Genomic DNA, 16,784 nt, shown 5'->3' with positions numbered 1-16,784 from the left:
TGTCTACTATTCTTTACATCTTTCGTGCCGCGGTCGGGACACCGGGCAACGGCCCACCACAGGTCACCACAACGATCATCGGCCGGACTCCCCCGGGTCGTCGCGCCCGGCCCTGCCGAGACGAGGAGGGGCGCGAGTTCGGCGGCCGCGTGACCAACTGCCGGCGGCATGCGAAGCACCGGGTCACCAGGCGACGTGCCTGGTGACCCGGTGCTTGGTCACCGTTCGACCGGGCCGCGCGTCAGGACCGGGAGCGGGGGAACGCCGACGCGCCGGCGTAGCGGGCTGCGCTGTCCAGTTCGTCCTCGATACGCAGCAACTGGTTGTACTTGTTGATGCGCTCACCTCGCGCCGGCGCGCCGGTCTTGATCTGCCCGGCGTTCACCGCGACCGACAGGTCGGCGATGGTGGTGTCCTCGGTCTCCCCGGACCGGTGCGAAACCATCGCGGTGAACCCGTTGCGCTGAGCCAGGGAGATGGCATCGAAGGTCTCGGTCAGGGTGCCGATCTGGTTGACCTTCACCAGCAGCGAGTTGGCGGCCCTGGTCTCGATGCCGCGAGCCAGCCGCTCGGGGTTGGTGACGAACAGGTCATCGCCCACGATCTGCACCTTGTCCCCGACCTTGGCCACCAGGTCGCTCCAGGAGTCCCACTCGTCCTCGCTGAGCGGGTCCTCGATGGACACCAGCGGGTAGTCGGTCACCAGTTTGGCGTAGTAGTCCACCAGGTCCGAGGGGGTGATCGCCCGACCCTCGAAGGTGTAGGACCCCTCGGCGAAGAACTCCGTGGCCGCCACATCCAGGGCCAGCGCGATGTCCGAGCCGGCCTTGAAACCGGCCTGCTCGATCGCGACCAGGATCAGGTCCAGTGCGGCAGTGTTGGACTCCAGGTTCGGTGCGAAGCCGCCCTCATCGCCCAGACCGGTGGCCAGGGAACGGGATTTCAGCACCGACTTCAGTGCGTGGTAGACCTCGGTGCCCCAGCGCAGCGCCTCGGAGAAGGTGCCCGCACCCACCGGTGCGATCATGAACTCCTGGATGTCGACGTTGGAGTCGGCGTGCGATCCACCGTTGAGGATGTTCATCATCGGCACCGGCAACAGGTGCGCGTTCGGTCCGCCCAGGTAACGGAACAGCGACAGGTCCGCGCTCTCGGCGCTGGCCCGCGCGGCGGCCAGGGAGACCCCCAGGATCGCATTGGCGCCGATGGTGCCCTTGTTCGCGGTGCCGTCCAGATCGATCAGGGTCTGGTCCAGGAACCGCTGGTCGGCGGCGTCCAGGCCGAGCACCTCGGGCGCGATGGTCTCGGTGACCGCGGCCACGGCGTCCTGGACACCCTTGCCCAGGTATCGGGTGGTGTCGCCGTCGCGGCGCTCCACCGCCTCGAATGCGCCGGTGGAGGCCCCGGAGGGCACGGCGGCGCGGGCGAAGGAGCCATCGTCCAGGGCGATCTCGACCTCAACGGTCGGGTTGCCGCGTGAGTCAAGGATCTCGCGGGCACCCAGGGCCTCGATAGTGGCCACTATTCACTCCAATTCATCGACAACACAAGCACGGTCCGCCCCACACGATAGTGCGCTCCGCACGCCGCGCGCACCGGCGTGCGACCAACGACACGCAACGTGTGGGTAAACGACACCCGTCATCGGCTCTCGATGACCGGGCGGCCGTGTTGGCCGAGGTGCCGGATAGCCGGCGCTTGCGTGGGTGGCACTGCCTCCTCACTGCTGCCGCGGCTCAGCGGTGCCCGTCCGGGTCTGCGTCGCGGTATCCGGCTTCGCCACGTGCTCGGCCCGGCGTACCTGCTCCTCCAGGCCCCGGATCCGGTTGCGCAGCGCTGCCTCGGCATCGACTCCCTGGCGCTGGGCCTCGTGCACCAGTTCGAGCAGGCGAGCGCCGATCCGGTCCTCCGGCCCGGCCGGGTCGGGCTCGATCTCAAGGCCCGCCTTCCCGATCCGGCTCAGCACCTTCTGTGCCCGGGCCAGGGCCGGTAGCGACGTGGGGACCCCCTCCAGCACCGAGGTTCGGCGTTGCCGGGCGGCCTTGAGCACCTCCCACTGGTCGGTGACCTCCTGCGCGGACAGGCCCCGCTCGCCGTCGTCGGTGAAGACGTGAGGGTGGCGGTAGATGAGTTTGTCCACCAGGGCGGTCGCCACATCGTCGATGTCGAAACCGTCCTCGGCCTCGGCGGCGATGCGGGCATGGAAGAGCACCTGCAGCAGCAGATCCCCCAGTTCCTCGCGCAGGTGATCCACCTGGCCGGACTCGGCGGCCTCGGCCAGTTCGTGGGCCTCCTCCACCGCATAGGGCGCAAGCGAGGCATGCGTCTGCTCGGCATCCCACGGGCAACCGCCCGGGGAACGCAGCCGGTCCATCACCGCCACCGCGCGGAGCAACTCGCTGCCGGCCCGCCGGATGCCGCCGTCGTTCGTGCTCACCGGCCCCACCTCCCCCTGCACTGCCCGATGGGTCCGGGGATCAGGCCGCATCACCCTCGCCCGGATTCAGAATCCAGTCGGGCTGCACCGGCGTGGGTCCCGCCTCCGGGGTCCACTCGCCGTACCGCGGGCTGAGCTCGACGTCCAGATCGGCGAACTCCTCCTGCAGGTCCGCTCCGATGGCGCCGCCTTCGTTGGAACTGCGCAGCGCGCTGTCCAGCAGCAGATAGCGGCCCACCGTGACGGTGCCGGCTCCGTAGCCGCCCTCGGCCACCTGCTGCCCACTGGAAGCCGCTTCGCCGGCGAGGAAGTCCTGGGCGTCATCGGCCGAGACCGAGACCCCGTGACGGGAAGCGACCTGGATCATCGTGGGAGCCACGATCAGGATCTGCAGCACCGCCTGGGAGTTCACCGGCTGCCCGAGCACCTCGCTCAACTCGGAGGAGGCCTGGGACAGGTCGTTCTCACTGATCGTGCGCCCGTCCACGACCGCAGCGGTACCGGGCCGCGCGGAGCAGGCGCCGAGCGCCAGGACAGCGATGAGCACAGCGCTGATGACCTTGAGCAGGCGGGAGGTCGAAACCACGGCATGGACCTTTCGTGAACATCACGGGTTGGAGATCATCGTAGGCGGGCCGGGGCCATGCGTGAGCAACCCCAGCGAGAGGTGGCCAGTCTACGGCTCCGGTTCGGGCGGTGGCGCAACCCGGTCACCGATCCGCAGCAGCCCCACCGGTAGGCCCGAACCGTGCCGATATGGAACGCCCTGGACCATTCGTAAAGGTCTGTGAGACACTAAGGCATCCACTTGGTTATAGTCGTGGATACCATTACTGCGGTGAGGAGCGCCCTTGGACACCGGGTCCGCGATCGACCTCGCCGTATCCACGGTGATCTTCGCGCTGCGCAGCAACGACCCGCTCCAACCACGCGGTGAGCCGACGGTGTGGATCCCGCTGGTGCGCAGACTGCGCGCGCCCTATGACAACCACTGGGCCCTGCCCGGGGGCCCCTTGGGAGCAGACGAAGGCCCCACCGACGCCGCCCGTCGTGCCCTGCAGTCCACCACCGGCCTGCAGCCCAAGTACCTGGAACAGCTCTACACCTTCGGTGACCCCGAACGGTCCCCCGGAGCAACCCGGGTCGTCTCGATCGTGTACTGGGCCCTGGTCGGGATCGATGAAGTGGCCCATGCCCCAGCCCGGCAGAACGTGCGCTGGCTGCCCGCCGATGACCTGCCCACCCTCGCCTTCGATCACAACCTCATCGTCGACTACGCCTTGTGGCGGCTGCGCACCAAGGTCTCGCACAGCCGGATCGCGCACGCCTTCCTGGGCGAGACCTTCACGTTGGCCGACCTCCGGGAGGTGCATGAGGTGGTGCTCGGCAAGCGTCTGGACCCGGCGAACTTCCGGCGCCAGGTGCTCGCCTCCGGGCATGTGGTGGCCACCGGTGGGATGCGCACCGGAGGCCGGCACCGCCCCGCTCGGCTGTACCGCTACGACCAGTCCATGTCCATGACCGACCACGGACCGTTGGGGCCCGTGCTGCTCTCCGAGAGGAACTCATGACCACCGCTTCCGTCGATGTGTTGATCCAGGGTGTGCGCACCGGCGCCACGGACGCCGAAACCTGCTCCGACGACCTCACCCAGGGCCCGTGGGCCTTCGACCCGGGCGGATACGGACCCGGCGCCTCCATGGGTGACACCCTGCCCGCCACCGCCCCGCGCCAGGGCGAACTGCCCGCCGAGTACCGCGACGCCCCGGTCGATGACCTGCACGCCAGGATCCGCGCCGCCCGCGCCGAACTCGGCGAACGTGTGGTGGTCCTCGGCCACTTCTACCAACGCGATGAGGTGATCATCCACGCCGACTACGTGGGTGACTCCTACCAGCTGGCCAAAGCCGCCCGCGCCCACCCCGAGGCCGAGGCGATCGTGTTCTGCGGCGTGCACTTCATGGCCGAGACCGCCGATCTGCTCTCCGGTCCGGAGCAGTCGGTGATCCTGCCGAACCTGGCGGCCGGTTGCTCGATGGCCGACATGGCCGACATCGACCAGGTCGAGGAGGCCTGGGAGCAGTTGTGCGACGTGTATGCCGAGGTGGACGCAGCAGCCGACGGCGCTGGCGGGGACCCGACCCGTGCCCCGATCATCCCGGTCACCTACATGAACTCCGCGGCGTCCCTGAAGGCCTTCTGTGGGCGCAACGGGGGCATCGTGTGCACCTCCTCCAACGCCGAGACCGTGCTGCGGTGGGCGTTCGAGCGGGGCCAGCGGGTGCTGTTCTTCCCCGACCAGCACCTCGGCCGCAACACCGCCAAGGCGATGGGGGTGCCGCTGGAGGCGATGCCCACCTGGAACCCGAACCGTCCCCTGGGAGGCAATGACGCGCAGACGCTGCGCGATGCCCAGGTGGTGCTGTGGCACGGGTTCTGCTCGGTGCACCGACGGTTCACCACCGCCCAGATCGACAAGGCCCGCGCCGAGCACCCCGATGTCCGGGTGATCGTGCACCCCGAGTGCCCGATGCCGGTAGTCGATGCCGCCGATGAGTCCGGGTCCACCGACTACATCCGCCGGGCGATCGAAGGGGCCACCGAGCCCACCACCTTCGCCATCGGCACCGAGATCAACCTGGTCCAGCGCCTGGCCGCCGAGCACCCGCAGCACACCATCTTCTGCCTGGACCCGGTGATCTGCCCGTGCTCGACGATGTACCGGATCCACCCCGGCTACCTGGCCTGGGTGCTGGAAGCCCTGGTGAACGGACAGGTGCTGAACCAGATCTCGGTGCCCGCCGAGGTCGCGGCACCGGCCACGGTGGCGCTGGAGCGGATGCTGGCCGCGAGGCCGGGCACGTGAGCAAGCCGCACGTGGTGGTGGCCGGTTCCGGGATCGCCGGCCTGCTGTGCGCCCTCCACGCCAGCGCCACCTGCGAGGTGACGTTGATCAGCAAGGGTCCGCTGGAGTTGAGCAACACCTCCCTGGCCCAGGGTGGGATCGCCGCAGCCATTTTCGATCGGGACAGTCCCGGTGCGCACGCCCTCGATACCGAGCGCGCCGGCGCCGGACTGTGTGACCGTGAGGCGGTGCGGGTGCTGTGCACCGAGGGCCCGGAGCGGATCGCCGACCTGCTGGGCGCCGGGGTCGCCTTCGACACCGACGCCGCCGGCCTAGCAGGCGGACTGGAGGCGGCGCACTCTCATCCCCGGATCCTGCACGCGGGGGGCGATGCCACCGGCGCGCACATCACCGCGGCCCTGATCGCCCGGTTACGGGCGCACGGCCAGGTCCGGGTGCTGGAGCACACGTTCCTCACCGAGATCCGCACCGAGCGCGGCCGCGTGCGCGGTGTGCAGGTGATCACGGCACCACCACCGGTCGCCGGCCGGCAGGGACGTTCAAACCGTGGGTCCGCTGCCGCGACACAGCGTTCGGTGTCACAGCGGTCGGTTTCCTTGTTCGCCGACGCGGTGGTGCTGGCAACCGGCGGGGCCGGACAACTCTACGCCCACAGCTCCAACCCGCTGGTCGCGACCGGTGACGGCGTAGCGCTCGCCCTGCGCGCCGGTGCGCGGACAGCGGATCTGGAGTTCTATCAGTTCCACCCGACCACCTCGGCGATCGGTGGTTTCCTCATCTCCGAGGCGGTCCGCGGTGAGGGAGCGGTGCTCCTGGACGCCTCCGGGCGGCGGTTCATGCCTGCGGCGCATCCCGATGCCGAACTCGCGCCACGTGATGTGGTGGCCCGGGCCGTCGCGGCTCAGATGGCCACCCAGGGCGGGGCCCCGGTGCTGCTGGATGCCACGGCGCTCGCCGCCCGGCTGCCCACCCGTTTTCCCAGCATCCACGCCGCGGTGCTGGCCACCGGGTTGGACTGGCGCACCGAACCGGTGCCGATCACCCCAGCGGCTCACTACGCCATGGGTGGGGTCAGCACCGACCTGGACGGTCGCACCAGCGTCCCGGGTCTGTACGCGATCGGGGAGGTGGCCAGGACCGGGGTGCACGGGGCGAACCGGCTCGCGTCGAACTCGCTGCTGGAGGGCGCGGTGTTCGCCCACCGTGCCGCTACTGCCCTGGCCAATCCATCGGCGTCATGGCCAGCCGCACCGGCGTCATGGCCGTCCCACCCGGGCTCGGGTGCCCACGCATCCGGCGCAGCACTCTTCCCTGCAGGCGCTACCGACACCATCGACCCAGCCAGCACAGCCAGCAACCGACCTTTCTCCCGCGATGCCCTGCAGCACCTGATGTGGGACGCCGTCGGCCTGGTGCGCACCGCTGGGGGACTGCGCACCGCCCTGGGCGCACTGGATGCCTGGTCGGCCGCGATGCCCCCGCCACGCACGATCGCCGAACACGAGGATGCCAACCTGTTGCTGCTCGCCCGGGCCGCCGCTGCTGCCGCCCTAGCCCGGCCCGGCTCCGTCGGAGCGCACTACCGCGCCGACAGTCCCGACGCCGCGAGGCCGAACAAACCCTCCCCCTCCCCCACCGACGACCAGTCCATGACCCCAGCCCTGATGGTGACCTGATGCTGACCACTGCCCTGATCGAACCCATCGTGCAGGCCGCCCTGACCGAGGACGCTCCCTGGGGCGACCTGACCTGCGCGACCGTCCTTCCGCCGTCGGCCTCCGCGACCGCGGAGCTGGTGGCCCGCTCCGACGGTGTGCTGGCCGGCACTCAGGTGTTCGCCGCCGCGTTCACCCGCACCGATCCGGGCGTACAGGTCACCGCGATGAGGGCCGACGGCGAGGCGTTCAGCGCCGGAGACACCCTCGCCCGGGTGCACGGGCCGGCCGGGGCGGTGCTGCAGGCCGAGCGGATCGCGTTGAACTTCACCCAGCGCCTCAGCGCAATCGCCACCGCCACCTCCCGGTACGTGGCCGCGGTGGGCGGCACCGGGGTCCGCATCGCCGACACCCGCAAGACCACCCCGGGGCTGCGTGTCCTGGAACGCCACGCGGTGTGGGCCGGTGGCGGGCACAACCATCGCTTCGGGCTCTCCGATGCGGTGATGATCAAGGACAACCACCTGGCAGTGCTGGCGGCCGCGGGCCTGGACCTGACCGAGGCGCTGCGCCAGGCACGCCGACGGCTCGGGCACACCGTGCATCTGGAGGTAGAGGTCGATCGCCTGGACCAGATCGAACCGGTGCTGGCTGCGGACATCGACACGATCATGTTGGACAACTTCACCCTGGAGGATCTGCGTCAGGGCGTCGCGCTGGTCGAACGCCGGGCGATCGTGGAGGCCAGCGGCAACGTCACCCTGGACACCGTCGCCGACATCGCCGCCACCGGGGTGGACGTGATCTCGGTGGGGGCATTGACCCACTCGGTGGCGGCGCTGGACCTGGGCCTGGACGTGCAGGTGGCAGCATGAAGGACGACCTGTGAGCGTGCTGCACCTGGACGATGCCGCCACCACCCCGGTGCGCCGGGAGGTGCTGGAGGCGATGTGGCCCTACCTGACCGCAGAGTTCGGCAACCCCTCCTCCACCCATGATCTGGGCACCCGTGCCCAGGACGGGCTCACCAGGGCCCGCCGAGCCGTCGCCGGTGTACTGGGGGCGCGGGCATCGGAAATCACCTTCACCGCCGGGGGCACCGAGGCGGCGAACCTGGCGATCAAGGGCCTGGCGCTGGCCAGCCCCCGGGGCCGGCACCTGGTCACCTCCCCCATCGAGCATGAGGCGGTGAGCGCCTCGGTGGACTATCTGGTGCGCCACCATGGGTTCGAGGTCTCGATGATGGACGTGGACGCCGATGGCGTGGTCAGCCCCGAAGCGCTGGCGCAGGCGCTTCGCGCCGATACCACCCTGGTCAGCATCGCCTACGCCAGCAACGAGATCGGCACGGTGCAGGACTTGGCCACCCTGGTACCGCTGGCCCGCGATGCCGGTGCGCTGTTCCACACCGATGCCGTCCAGGCCGCCGGCTGGTTGGACCTGGACGTGCGCTCCCTCGGGGTGGATGCCCTCACCATCTCCGGGCACAAGGTCGGCGCTCCAAAAGGCACCGGTGCTGCGTTCCTGCGGGGCCGGTTGCCGGTGGAGCCGCTGATCCACGGCGGCGGTCAGGAGAACGGCCGGCGCTCGGGCACCGAGAACGTGGCCGGTGCCGTGGGGCTGGCCACCGCACTGGGGGTCGCCGAGGCCGGTCGGGTCGACGACGCCGAGACGGTCACGGCCCGGCGCGAGGCGTTCGTGACCGGGGTGCTGGATCGGGTCCCGACCGCGATGCTGACCGGGCACCGCGAGCGCCGTCTGCCCGGGCACGCCTCGTTCTGCTTCCCCGGCACCGCCGGGGAGGCGGTACTACTGGAGTTGGAGCGGAGCGGGATCCGGTGCTCGTCCGGGTCTGCCTGTGCCGCGGGGCGGGACGAGCCCTCACCAGTCCTGCTGGCCCTGGGGGTGCCTGCAGAGGTGGCCGAGACCGCAGTACGGATGACCTTCGCGGCCTCGGTCACCGAGCCTGACCTGGACCGCACCGCGGCAGCGCTGGCCGAGGCCGTGCACGCGTTGTCCGCACTCGGCCAGTGCGCGCTCACCCGGAGACGGCGCCCCACGGGTCATCGGGGGTGACCCCGTCAATCGACATGCCCGGACGTAACCCCGTGCGCGCCTCATCCCATACGTGTTCTTGGATCGACCCGGGGCAGGCCAATCGCAGGTGGAGAAGATCTGTGGTCACGTCACCGCTGTAGTGGACTCGGGAACCGGCGCGCGAGGCAAACCTCACCTCGCCACCGTCATCATTCAGCCCGTCGGCGACCATGAACGGTAGCAGAGTGTCGTATTCCTCACTCACCCCGCCGGAGATGATGAACTCCTCCTCGCGGATATCGCCGGCCGGTAAATCCTCAGATTCCAACAACTCGTCGAGCTCATCCGCCGTTGTCGCACGGGCGTCCTCCAAGGGCTCATCGATCTGCACGCCGTACCCGGCAAGACTGCACCCGTCATCATGGGTGAGCAGAGGCACCCACCCGTCCGGGACCTCGCCGTCCCCACCTTCGCTAAAACCCTCACCTGTCGAGATCACAAGCCAGCGGGGCCCCTCTTCCGGGAACGTTGCGGGCTCCCCGGGCTCCTCGGTGCAGCCCACGACGAGCATGACTCCGGTCAGGATCGCGGCAGCCACTGGAAAACGTCGTCTTGACATTGCGGAAGTCACGATAGGCGACGTGGGCGCAACTATCCACTCAGCCCCGCTGCGCCACCGCCGCGGCGGCCGCCACGGTGGCACCGGGAGCGAACACCGCATCGATCAGCCCGGTGAGCCATTCCATGAGTGCCTCATCGCGCAGCGGGGTCCCGCCCACCCGCGAGGTGGACGGCGCCGGCACCAGCGCGGTGCGGATCGCAGGTTTCAGCACGGTGCCCGGGTACAGGCGCTTCAGGCGCACCTGAGCCGAGTCGGCCAGCTGCACCGGCGCGAACCGCAGGAATTTGCCCTGCGCGGTGATCTCCGAGAGTCCGGCGGCCCGGGCCTTGATCCGCAATGCCGCCACCCCGAACAGCCGCTGCACAGGCTCGGGCACCGGTCCGTACCGGTCCACCAACTCCGCCTGCACGTCCTCGATGCCGGAGGAGTCGGTGACCTGCGCCAGCTTGGTGTAGGCCTCCAGGCGCAGCCGCTCGTGGGAGATGTAGTCGTGCGGGATGTGGGCGTCCACGGCGATCTCGGTCTTGAGGTCGGGCACCTCCTCGGGTGCCTCCCCACGGAACTGGGCGACCGCTTCGGACACCATCCGCACATACAGGTCGAAACCAACCCCGGCGATGTGCCCGGACTGTTCCCCGCCGAGCAGGTTGCCCGCGCCGCGGATCTCCAGGTCCTTCATCGCCACCCGCATCCCCGAGCCCAGTTCGGTGTTGGCGGCGATGGTCTGCAAGCGTTCGTGGGCGGTCTCGGTCAGGGGTCGCTCGGGTGGGTAGAGGAAGTAGGCGTAGGCGCGTTCGCGGCCCCGGCCCACCCGGCCGCGCAACTGGTACAACTGCGACAGGCCCATCGCATCAGCACGCTCCACGATCAGGGTGTTGGCGTTGGAGATGTCCAGGCCGGTCTCCACGATCGTGGTGGAGACCAGCACGTCGGCGCGCTTGTTCCAGAAGTCGACGATCACCCGCTCCAACTCGTGCTCGTTCATCTGCCCGTGTGCCACCACCACCCGGGCGTCGGGCACCAAGTCCCGGATCCGGGCGGCGGCCCGGTCGATGGACTCGGTGCGGTTGTGCACGTAGAACACCTGCCCCTCCCGCAGCAACTCCCGCCGCACCGCCGCGGCGATCTGCTTGTCCGCGTGGGGCCCGACGAACGTCAGCACCGGGTGGCGCTCCTCCGGAGGGGTCTCCAGCGTGGACATCTCCCGGATGCCGGTCACCGCCATCTCCAGGGTGCGCGGGATCGGGGTGGCGCTCATCGCCAGCACATCCACGTTGGTGCGCAGTTGCTTCAGGGTCTCCTTGTGCTCCACCCCGAATCGCTGCTCCTCATCGATCACCACCAGGCCCAGGTCCTTGAACCGCACCTCCCCGGTGAGCAGCCGGTGGGTGCCGATGACCACGTCCACAGCCCCGGAGGTCACGCCGTCCTTGACCTCCTGGGCCTCAGCCTTGCTCTGGAAGCGGGACAGCGCGCGCACCTCGACGGGAAAACCGGCGTACCGCTCGGAGAAGGTCTCGAAGTGCTGCTGCACCAGCAGGGTCGTGGGCACCAGGATCGCCACCTGCTTACCGTCCTGGACGGCCTTGAACGCCGCCCGCACCGCGATCTCGGTCTTGCCGTAGCCCACGTCCCCGCAGACCAGCCGGTCCATCGGCACGGGCTTTTCCATGTCCGCCTTGACCTCATCGATGGTGACCGCCTGGTCGGGGGTCTCCACGAAGGCGAAGGCGTCCTCCAGTTCACGCTGCCAGGGGGTGTCGGAACCGAAGGCGTGCCCGGTGGTGGCCATCCGCGCGGAGTACAGCCGGATCAGCTCACCGGCGATCTCCCGGACCGCCTTGCGCGCCCGGCCCTTGGTCTTGGCCCAGTCCGAACCTCCCATCTTGTTCAGCGACGGCGACTCCCCACCGGTGTACTTGGTCACCTGGTCCAAGGAGTCACTGGGCACGTACAACCGGTCCCCGGGATGACCGCGCTTGGAGGGGGCATACTCGATCACCAGGTACTCCCGGGTGGCGGCGTTGCGCCCGGCGCCCACGGTACGGCTGAGCAGTTCGACGAATTTGCCCACCCCGTGCTGCTCGTGCACCACGAAATCACCGGGCCGCAGGGCCAATGGGTCCACCACGTTGCGTCGCCGGGAGGGCATCTGGCGCATGTCCCTGGTGGAGGCCGCCCCGGCCCGGCCGGTCAGGTCGGCTTCGGTGAACAACGCCAGGCGCAGGTCCTCGCTGACGAACCCCCTACCCACCGACGCGGTGGTGACCAGCACCACCCCCGCCGTCGGCAGACTCTCGTCCTCCCCAGACCGGGCATCGGCACCGGCGGGCTCCACCCCGGCGACCAGGCGGGCTGGCACCTCGGCGTCCAGCAGCATCTCCACCATCCGGCGCGCCGGTCCGGGCCCCTCGGTGACCAGCACCAACCGCCAGCCCTGTCCGGTGAGGTCGTGCAGGTCGGCCACCGCCTTCTCGGTGTCACCGCGGTAGCCGTGCACGTCTCGGGAGTCGACGACGACGGTGTGCCCGGCAGCCGGGAACGGATCATCCTCATCGCCGGCGGTCGCGGCCTCGGCCGCAGTCGGGTCGGCGAGGTCCTCCAGTTCGGCGTCCCGGCCGAAGGCCCCCAGGGTCCACCAGCCCAGTCCGCGCCGCAGCGCAACCTGGCGGGTATCGGCCAGGGTCTCGAAGGAGGCCTCGGACAGGTCCAACGGGGTGTGCGCACCGGCGGCAGCCGACGTCCAGGCAGCGGCCAGGAACTCCTCGGTGGTGGCGACCAGGTCGTGGGCGCGCCGACGCACCCGCTCGGGTTCATTGACCAGGACCAAGGATTCGGGATCCACCAGGTCCAGCAGCGGCTGCATCCCCTCGACCAACGCGGGGGCCAGGGACTCCATCCCGTCCACGGCGATACCCTCGGCCAGCTTCTCCAGCATGTCGGTGGCCCCGGGCAGCGACGGAATCAGGTCCCGGGCGCGCTCGCGTACCGCATCGGTGAGCAGGATCTCCCGGCACGGCGGCGCCCACAACCCGTCCTCACTGATCTCCAGGGAGCGCTGGTCGGCGGCGGAGAACCAGCGGATCTCCTCCACCTCATCACCCCAGAACTCCACCCGCTGGGGGTGTGCCTCGGTGGGGGCGAACACATCCAGCAGCCCGCCGCGGACGGCGAACTCCCCGCGCCGCTCCACCATGTCCACCCGGGTGTAGGCGGCATCGACCAGGTCTTGGATCACCTGCTCCATCGGCGCGTGCTCCCCATTGCGCAGTGCCACCGGTTCCAGGTCGCCCAGGCCTTTGACGACCGGCTGCAGGGCGGCGCGAATCGGCACCACCAGCACCCGGATCGGGCGACCCGGCCCCGCTGTTCCTCCGGTTCCGGTTTCGGCGGCGTTGGGGTGGGCCAGGCGGCGCAGCACCGCGATGCGGCGGGCCACGGTGTCACTACGCGGGGACAGCCGCTCATGCGGCAGGGTCTCCCAGGCCGGAAAGGTCGCCACATCGGCCGGATCGAGGTAGGTCCCCAGCGCGGTGGCCAGTTCGTCCGCCTCCCGGCCCGTGGCGGTGAGCACCACCAGCGGCCGAGCGCCGCGTAGGGCCAGGTCGGCCAGGATGGCCGGCCGCGCGCCCACGGAGGCAGTGACGTCGAGGTCACCGCGGGTGGCGACCGCATCAACGAGTTCGGTCAGCGCCTGATCGGCGCGCAGGGCGGGAAGTAGTCCGGCCAGGCTCATAAGGTCCTCGTTCGCGGGATGATCCGGGTTGGGCGTGCTTCGGCAGGGCGCCGCCAGGGGGTCCGCAGGCAGCACGAACGGCCCGCACCGCGCGGATGCGGGGGGCGGGTCGCACAGTGTTCCAGTTTACCGCCGTGGGTGCACTCGCGCCCGGGGCGCCGGCGTGAGGGTGACCACCCTGGGCGGCATCAACCTCCTGGCAGCGCCTGCGGCGACGGGCCGTGATACGGGTGCTGCCGCGGCGGGACACCCGGTGCATGTGGGGGTTGCCCCTGAGACGGGTGCTGTTGGGGTTGACCCTGGAACGGGGGCTGCCCCTGATACGCGCCGGCGGCGTGCGGTCCTGCGTAGCCCAGTTGTAGGCGGCCGAGACCGATCGCGCAGGTGACCAGGACCGCAGCCATCAGCACCAGCACGGGCCACGGCTTGAGTAGCCCCAACGCCTCGGGAGCCCTCCCCATCTGCCAGACCTGCAGCGCCATCATCACCGAGTCTTGATCTCTCGGCCCGCCCACCAGCAGTGACCAGATCGATTCTGATCGCAGCAGCAGCAGGAACCCCGCGGCCAGTCCGATCGCGGCCACCGTCGTCCGGCGGGCCGCTCCCGGCCCATCGACGCTCGTGCGCCGGGCGTCCGCGAGGTAGGCGCACAGGAAGACCAGCGGCACGACCACCAGGTGTGGATGCACGCTCCCCAGGAACGTCCCGATCAAGCCGAGGTCGGAGCGGTCCAGGAAGTGCACCGTCATCAACGGAACCAGACCGAGGAATAGCGCGGGCGACAGGATCGTCAACAGCACCGGCACACTGCGCTCCCCCAGTGGACGGTGGTAGCCGATGCCCCGGCCGGCGAGCGCGGCCACCACCACCACCAGCAGAACCTCTCCCGCGCCACCGAGCCATGTGCCGAGCAACGCCGCACCCGCAGCGGGGAGTTCCCGTCCGCTGGGCATAGGGTCGCCCGGCCCGAGAGCCCCGGCGAACAACCACGGGGCACTAGCCACCACTGCGAGGAGCAACACCACTACTCCACCGATCACCGCACCGGCGCCACCCCGGGGGCGGTGGTCCACAGCAGCCGGGTGGCCGGAGTGGGCCAGGTGCGCGCCGAGCTCCGGGCGTCCGGGCGTGGGCCGGACACCGGTCCGCAACCGCAATCGGGAGGCGAGGAGCGCCTGGGTCGCCAGCACCCCCAGGAGCACGGTGACCAGGATCAGCACGGTGCTGACAGCCGCTCCGGCACCGATGTGGAATTGCAGGAATGAGAAGTGGTAGATCATCGCCGCCGGGTCCCCGGATGACCGTCCCAGCAGCACACCCGCAGCCGATTGGACGCTCAAGGCCGCGCCGGCCATCGCGGCGACGGCTGCTCCGACTGCCGCAGTGCCCCCGATACGTACCGGGGGACGGGCCAGCGCACCCGTCAGGAAACCGCTCACGGTGGCCGCAGGCAGCCACACCAGCAGTTGCGAAACGCGGGCGGCATTCACCGGATGAACCAATTGGCTCACGCCGATCACCGATGCCACCGGGGCCACGCAGATCAGCGCCAAACCTGCCATCGCCAGGCCGACCCGGCGGGCGCCGCCCGCGGCAGCCCTGGCCGGCAGACCCAGGGCGAACCCGGCGGCGAAACCGACGACGGCGATCACCGCTCCGACCAGGGCCCCGGAGAGCACTGCCTGCAGCAGTCCTGCAGAGGCGATCCTCTGGTAGTTCGCCATCCCGACCCAGGCCCCATCGGCCAGCATCGACCCGTCCTGCATGCTCATTACGAAGGTGCGCACGGCCGGGATGAGTTGCTGGAACAGCACCAGCACCAGCACCGGGGCCAGAAACAACCAGCCCAACCCCGGCTGACCACGCCTGACCTGCTGAGTGCCGGCAGGTCCCGGCCCGTAGCCCCGCGCCACCGGCTGCTGGTAGGTGTGCGCTGGTAGGCGTGTTCCGCCGTCGTTCGTTGTCATGGTGCGCCCCTCGTCGCCGTCTCACCCTGGCATGCACAGTAGCGCCGGGGTGGCGCCGGCGCGGCGGTCCTTTCCGCACCGCCGCGGCCGGACGTCAGGTGCTGGTGTGCAGCAGGTTCTGGGTGCGCTCCAGGCCGTCGTGGATCACGTCGCGGATCACCTGGGCGCCCTGCTCCACGGTCACCGCCCACTCGGTGCGCTCACCGGCGGGGAAGTCCTGCAGGACGTAATCGGCAGGGTCCATCCGGCCCGGCGGCCGGTCGATCCCCACCCGTAGGCGCACATACCCCGGGGTGCCCAGCGCCGCACTGATCGACTTCAGCCCGTTGTGCCCACCGGTGCCACCACCCTGCTTCAACCGCAGGGTGTGGGCGGGCAGGTCCAGTTCGTCATGCACCACCAGCAGGCGTTCGGGCGGCACCGAGTAGAACCGGCACAGGGCCGCCACCGGTGCCCCGGAGACGTTCATGTACGTCGACGGTTTGGCCAGCACCACGCGCGGCCCGGGCGCTCCACCGGACCGTACGCCCATCCGGCCATCGAGCACCTGCGCCCTTGCCCGATGGCGCACGAACTCCCCGGGCACCTGTTCCGCCACCGCCTCGATCACCATGGCGCCGACGTTGTGACGATTCCCGGCATAGGTGGGCCCTGGATTACCCAGGCCCACCACGAGCCACAGTTCAGCACTCATCGTGACCCAGGGTCATGTGTGCGAGGCGACGGGCGGAGGGGCTCAGCCCTCGGACTCGCCACCCTCGTCGGTCTCGCCCTCGGGCTCCCCGACCAGGGCCGGCTCCTCGGCGTCCTCGGTGTCGGCCTCGAGGTCCTCCTCCGAGACCCGTGGGATGGTGATGAGCACGACCACGGTGTCGGGGTCCTCCTCCGACTCCACGCCCGCCGGCAGCGGCAGATCGCCGGCGCGCAGCACGTGGCCTTCCTCGAGCCCGTCGATGTTGGCCACGACGTACTCGGGGATGTTGGTGGCCTCGGCCAGCACCTGCAGGGTCTGCATCTCCAGGGTGTGGATGGTGTCCGGGGCGGACTCCCCCTCGATGTGCACGGCGATCTCCACCGAGACCTTCTCACCGCGACGCACCTGTACCAGGTCGACGTGGTCGATCGTGCGCCGCACCGGGTCGCGCTGAACGTCCTTGGACAGGGCCAACTGGCTCTCGCCGTCGACCACCAGGGTGAGCAGTGCGTTGGGGTTGTCCTTCAACGCCAGGAATGTCTCGTGACCGGGCAGGGTCAGGTGCATCGGGTCGCTCCCGTGCCCGTACATCACCGCCGGGATCAGGCCGGCGCGCCGGGTGCGGCGGGCAGCGCCCTTGCCGAACTCGGTACGGACATTGGCTTCAAGGGTGTACTTGTCGTTGTCAGACACGTGAGGATCTCCGAAAGGGAAGCGTGCAGGTCGGTGGGTGGGCCACGGGCGGGGACACCGGGCGGACGACGCGCGAA

At 70.0% G+C, this 16,784-nt stretch carries 13 protein-coding genes; 5 read left to right on the top strand and 8 right to left on the bottom strand.

The window, feature by feature from the left end; genetic code table 11:
- Nucleotides 1-241: 241 nt before the first annotated feature.
- The 3 genes from eno to ACO0LU_RS06325 form a co-directional block, all read right to left on the bottom strand.
- Complete coding sequence (eno, locus tag ACO0LU_RS06335) at nucleotides 242-1,522, bottom strand: phosphopyruvate hydratase (protein ID WP_424790557.1); 1,281 nt, start codon at nucleotides 1,520-1,522, stop codon at nucleotides 242-244.
- Between the two features lie 198 nt (nucleotides 1,523-1,720).
- Nucleotides 1,721-2,437 carry a MazG family protein gene (locus ACO0LU_RS06330; protein WP_424790556.1) on the bottom strand — a complete coding sequence of 239 codons (717 nt, stop codon included), beginning with the start codon at nucleotides 2,435-2,437 and terminating at the stop codon, nucleotides 1,721-1,723.
- Between the two features lie 40 nt (nucleotides 2,438-2,477).
- The gene (locus ACO0LU_RS06325; RefSeq protein ID WP_424790555.1) at nucleotides 2,478-3,023 is read right to left on the bottom strand and encodes a hypothetical protein; all 546 of its coding nucleotides are present in this window, start codon (nucleotides 3,021-3,023) and stop codon (nucleotides 2,478-2,480) included.
- Between the two features lie 265 nt (nucleotides 3,024-3,288).
- Here ACO0LU_RS06325 and ACO0LU_RS06320 point away from each other — a divergent pair, with 265 nt between their 5' ends.
- The 5 genes from ACO0LU_RS06320 to ACO0LU_RS06300 are packed head-to-tail and all read left to right on the top strand — an operon-like array spanning nucleotide 3,289 to nucleotide 9,034.
- The gene (locus ACO0LU_RS06320; protein WP_424790554.1) at nucleotides 3,289-4,008 is read left to right on the top strand and encodes an NUDIX hydrolase; all 720 of its coding nucleotides are present in this window, start codon (nucleotides 3,289-3,291) and stop codon (nucleotides 4,006-4,008) included.
- Complete coding sequence (gene nadA, locus ACO0LU_RS06315; protein WP_424790553.1) at nucleotides 4,005-5,303, top strand: quinolinate synthase NadA; 1,299 nt, start codon at nucleotides 4,005-4,007, stop codon at nucleotides 5,301-5,303. Before ACO0LU_RS06320 ends, nadA begins: the two co-directional genes overlap by 4 nt.
- Entirely contained in the window at nucleotides 5,300-6,979 is a 1,680-nt protein-coding gene (locus tag ACO0LU_RS06310) for an L-aspartate oxidase (RefSeq protein WP_424790552.1), read from the top strand. The genes nadA and ACO0LU_RS06310 overlap by 4 nt, the downstream gene beginning before the upstream one ends.
- On the top strand, nucleotides 6,979-7,833 hold the full coding sequence (gene nadC / locus ACO0LU_RS06305) for a carboxylating nicotinate-nucleotide diphosphorylase (protein WP_424790551.1): 855 nt from the start codon (nucleotides 6,979-6,981) through the stop codon (nucleotides 7,831-7,833). Before ACO0LU_RS06310 ends, nadC begins: the two co-directional genes overlap by 1 nt.
- A gap of 16 nt (nucleotides 7,834-7,849) precedes the next feature.
- Nucleotides 7,850-9,034 (top strand): cysteine desulfurase family protein, encoded by a 1,185-nt coding sequence (locus ACO0LU_RS06300; RefSeq protein ID WP_424790749.1) that lies wholly within the window; start codon nucleotides 7,850-7,852, stop codon nucleotides 9,032-9,034.
- On the opposite strand, the gene ACO0LU_RS06295 is transcribed toward ACO0LU_RS06300, so the two are convergent.
- The 5 genes from ACO0LU_RS06295 to ACO0LU_RS06275 all read right to left on the bottom strand — a co-directional run bounded on the left by ACO0LU_RS06295 (nucleotide 8,997) and on the right by ACO0LU_RS06275 (nucleotide 16,707).
- The gene (locus tag ACO0LU_RS06295; protein WP_424790550.1) at nucleotides 8,997-9,614 is read right to left on the bottom strand and encodes a hypothetical protein; all 618 of its coding nucleotides are present in this window, start codon (nucleotides 9,612-9,614) and stop codon (nucleotides 8,997-8,999) included. The genes ACO0LU_RS06300 and ACO0LU_RS06295 overlap by 38 nt on opposite strands.
- A 40-nt stretch (nucleotides 9,615-9,654) precedes the next feature.
- On the bottom strand, nucleotides 9,655-13,353 hold the full coding sequence (gene mfd, locus ACO0LU_RS06290; RefSeq protein WP_424790549.1) for a transcription-repair coupling factor: 3,699 nt from the start codon (nucleotides 13,351-13,353) through the stop codon (nucleotides 9,655-9,657).
- A 188-nt stretch (nucleotides 13,354-13,541) separates the two neighbouring features.
- Nucleotides 13,542-15,320, bottom strand: coding sequence for a hypothetical protein (locus ACO0LU_RS06285; RefSeq protein WP_424790548.1), 1,779 nt, complete (start codon nucleotides 15,318-15,320; stop codon nucleotides 13,542-13,544).
- Between the two features lie 94 nt (nucleotides 15,321-15,414).
- Nucleotides 15,415-16,014 carry an aminoacyl-tRNA hydrolase gene (gene pth, locus ACO0LU_RS06280; protein ID WP_424790547.1) on the bottom strand — a complete coding sequence of 200 codons (600 nt, stop codon included), beginning with the start codon at nucleotides 16,012-16,014 and terminating at the stop codon, nucleotides 15,415-15,417.
- A 42-nt stretch (nucleotides 16,015-16,056) separates the two neighbouring features.
- The gene (locus ACO0LU_RS06275; protein ID WP_424790546.1) at nucleotides 16,057-16,707 is read right to left on the bottom strand and encodes a 50S ribosomal protein L25/general stress protein Ctc; all 651 of its coding nucleotides are present in this window, start codon (nucleotides 16,705-16,707) and stop codon (nucleotides 16,057-16,059) included.
- Nucleotides 16,708-16,784 lie beyond the last annotated feature (77 nt).

The sequence above is a fragment of the Pseudactinotalea sp. Z1748 genome (assembly GCF_049725185.1).
Taxonomy (GTDB): Bacteria; Actinomycetota; Actinomycetes; order Actinomycetales; family Beutenbergiaceae; genus CALKWS01.
Note: the sequence above shows the minus strand (reverse complement) of the source record. Positions and strands in the feature narration are given on the sequence as shown.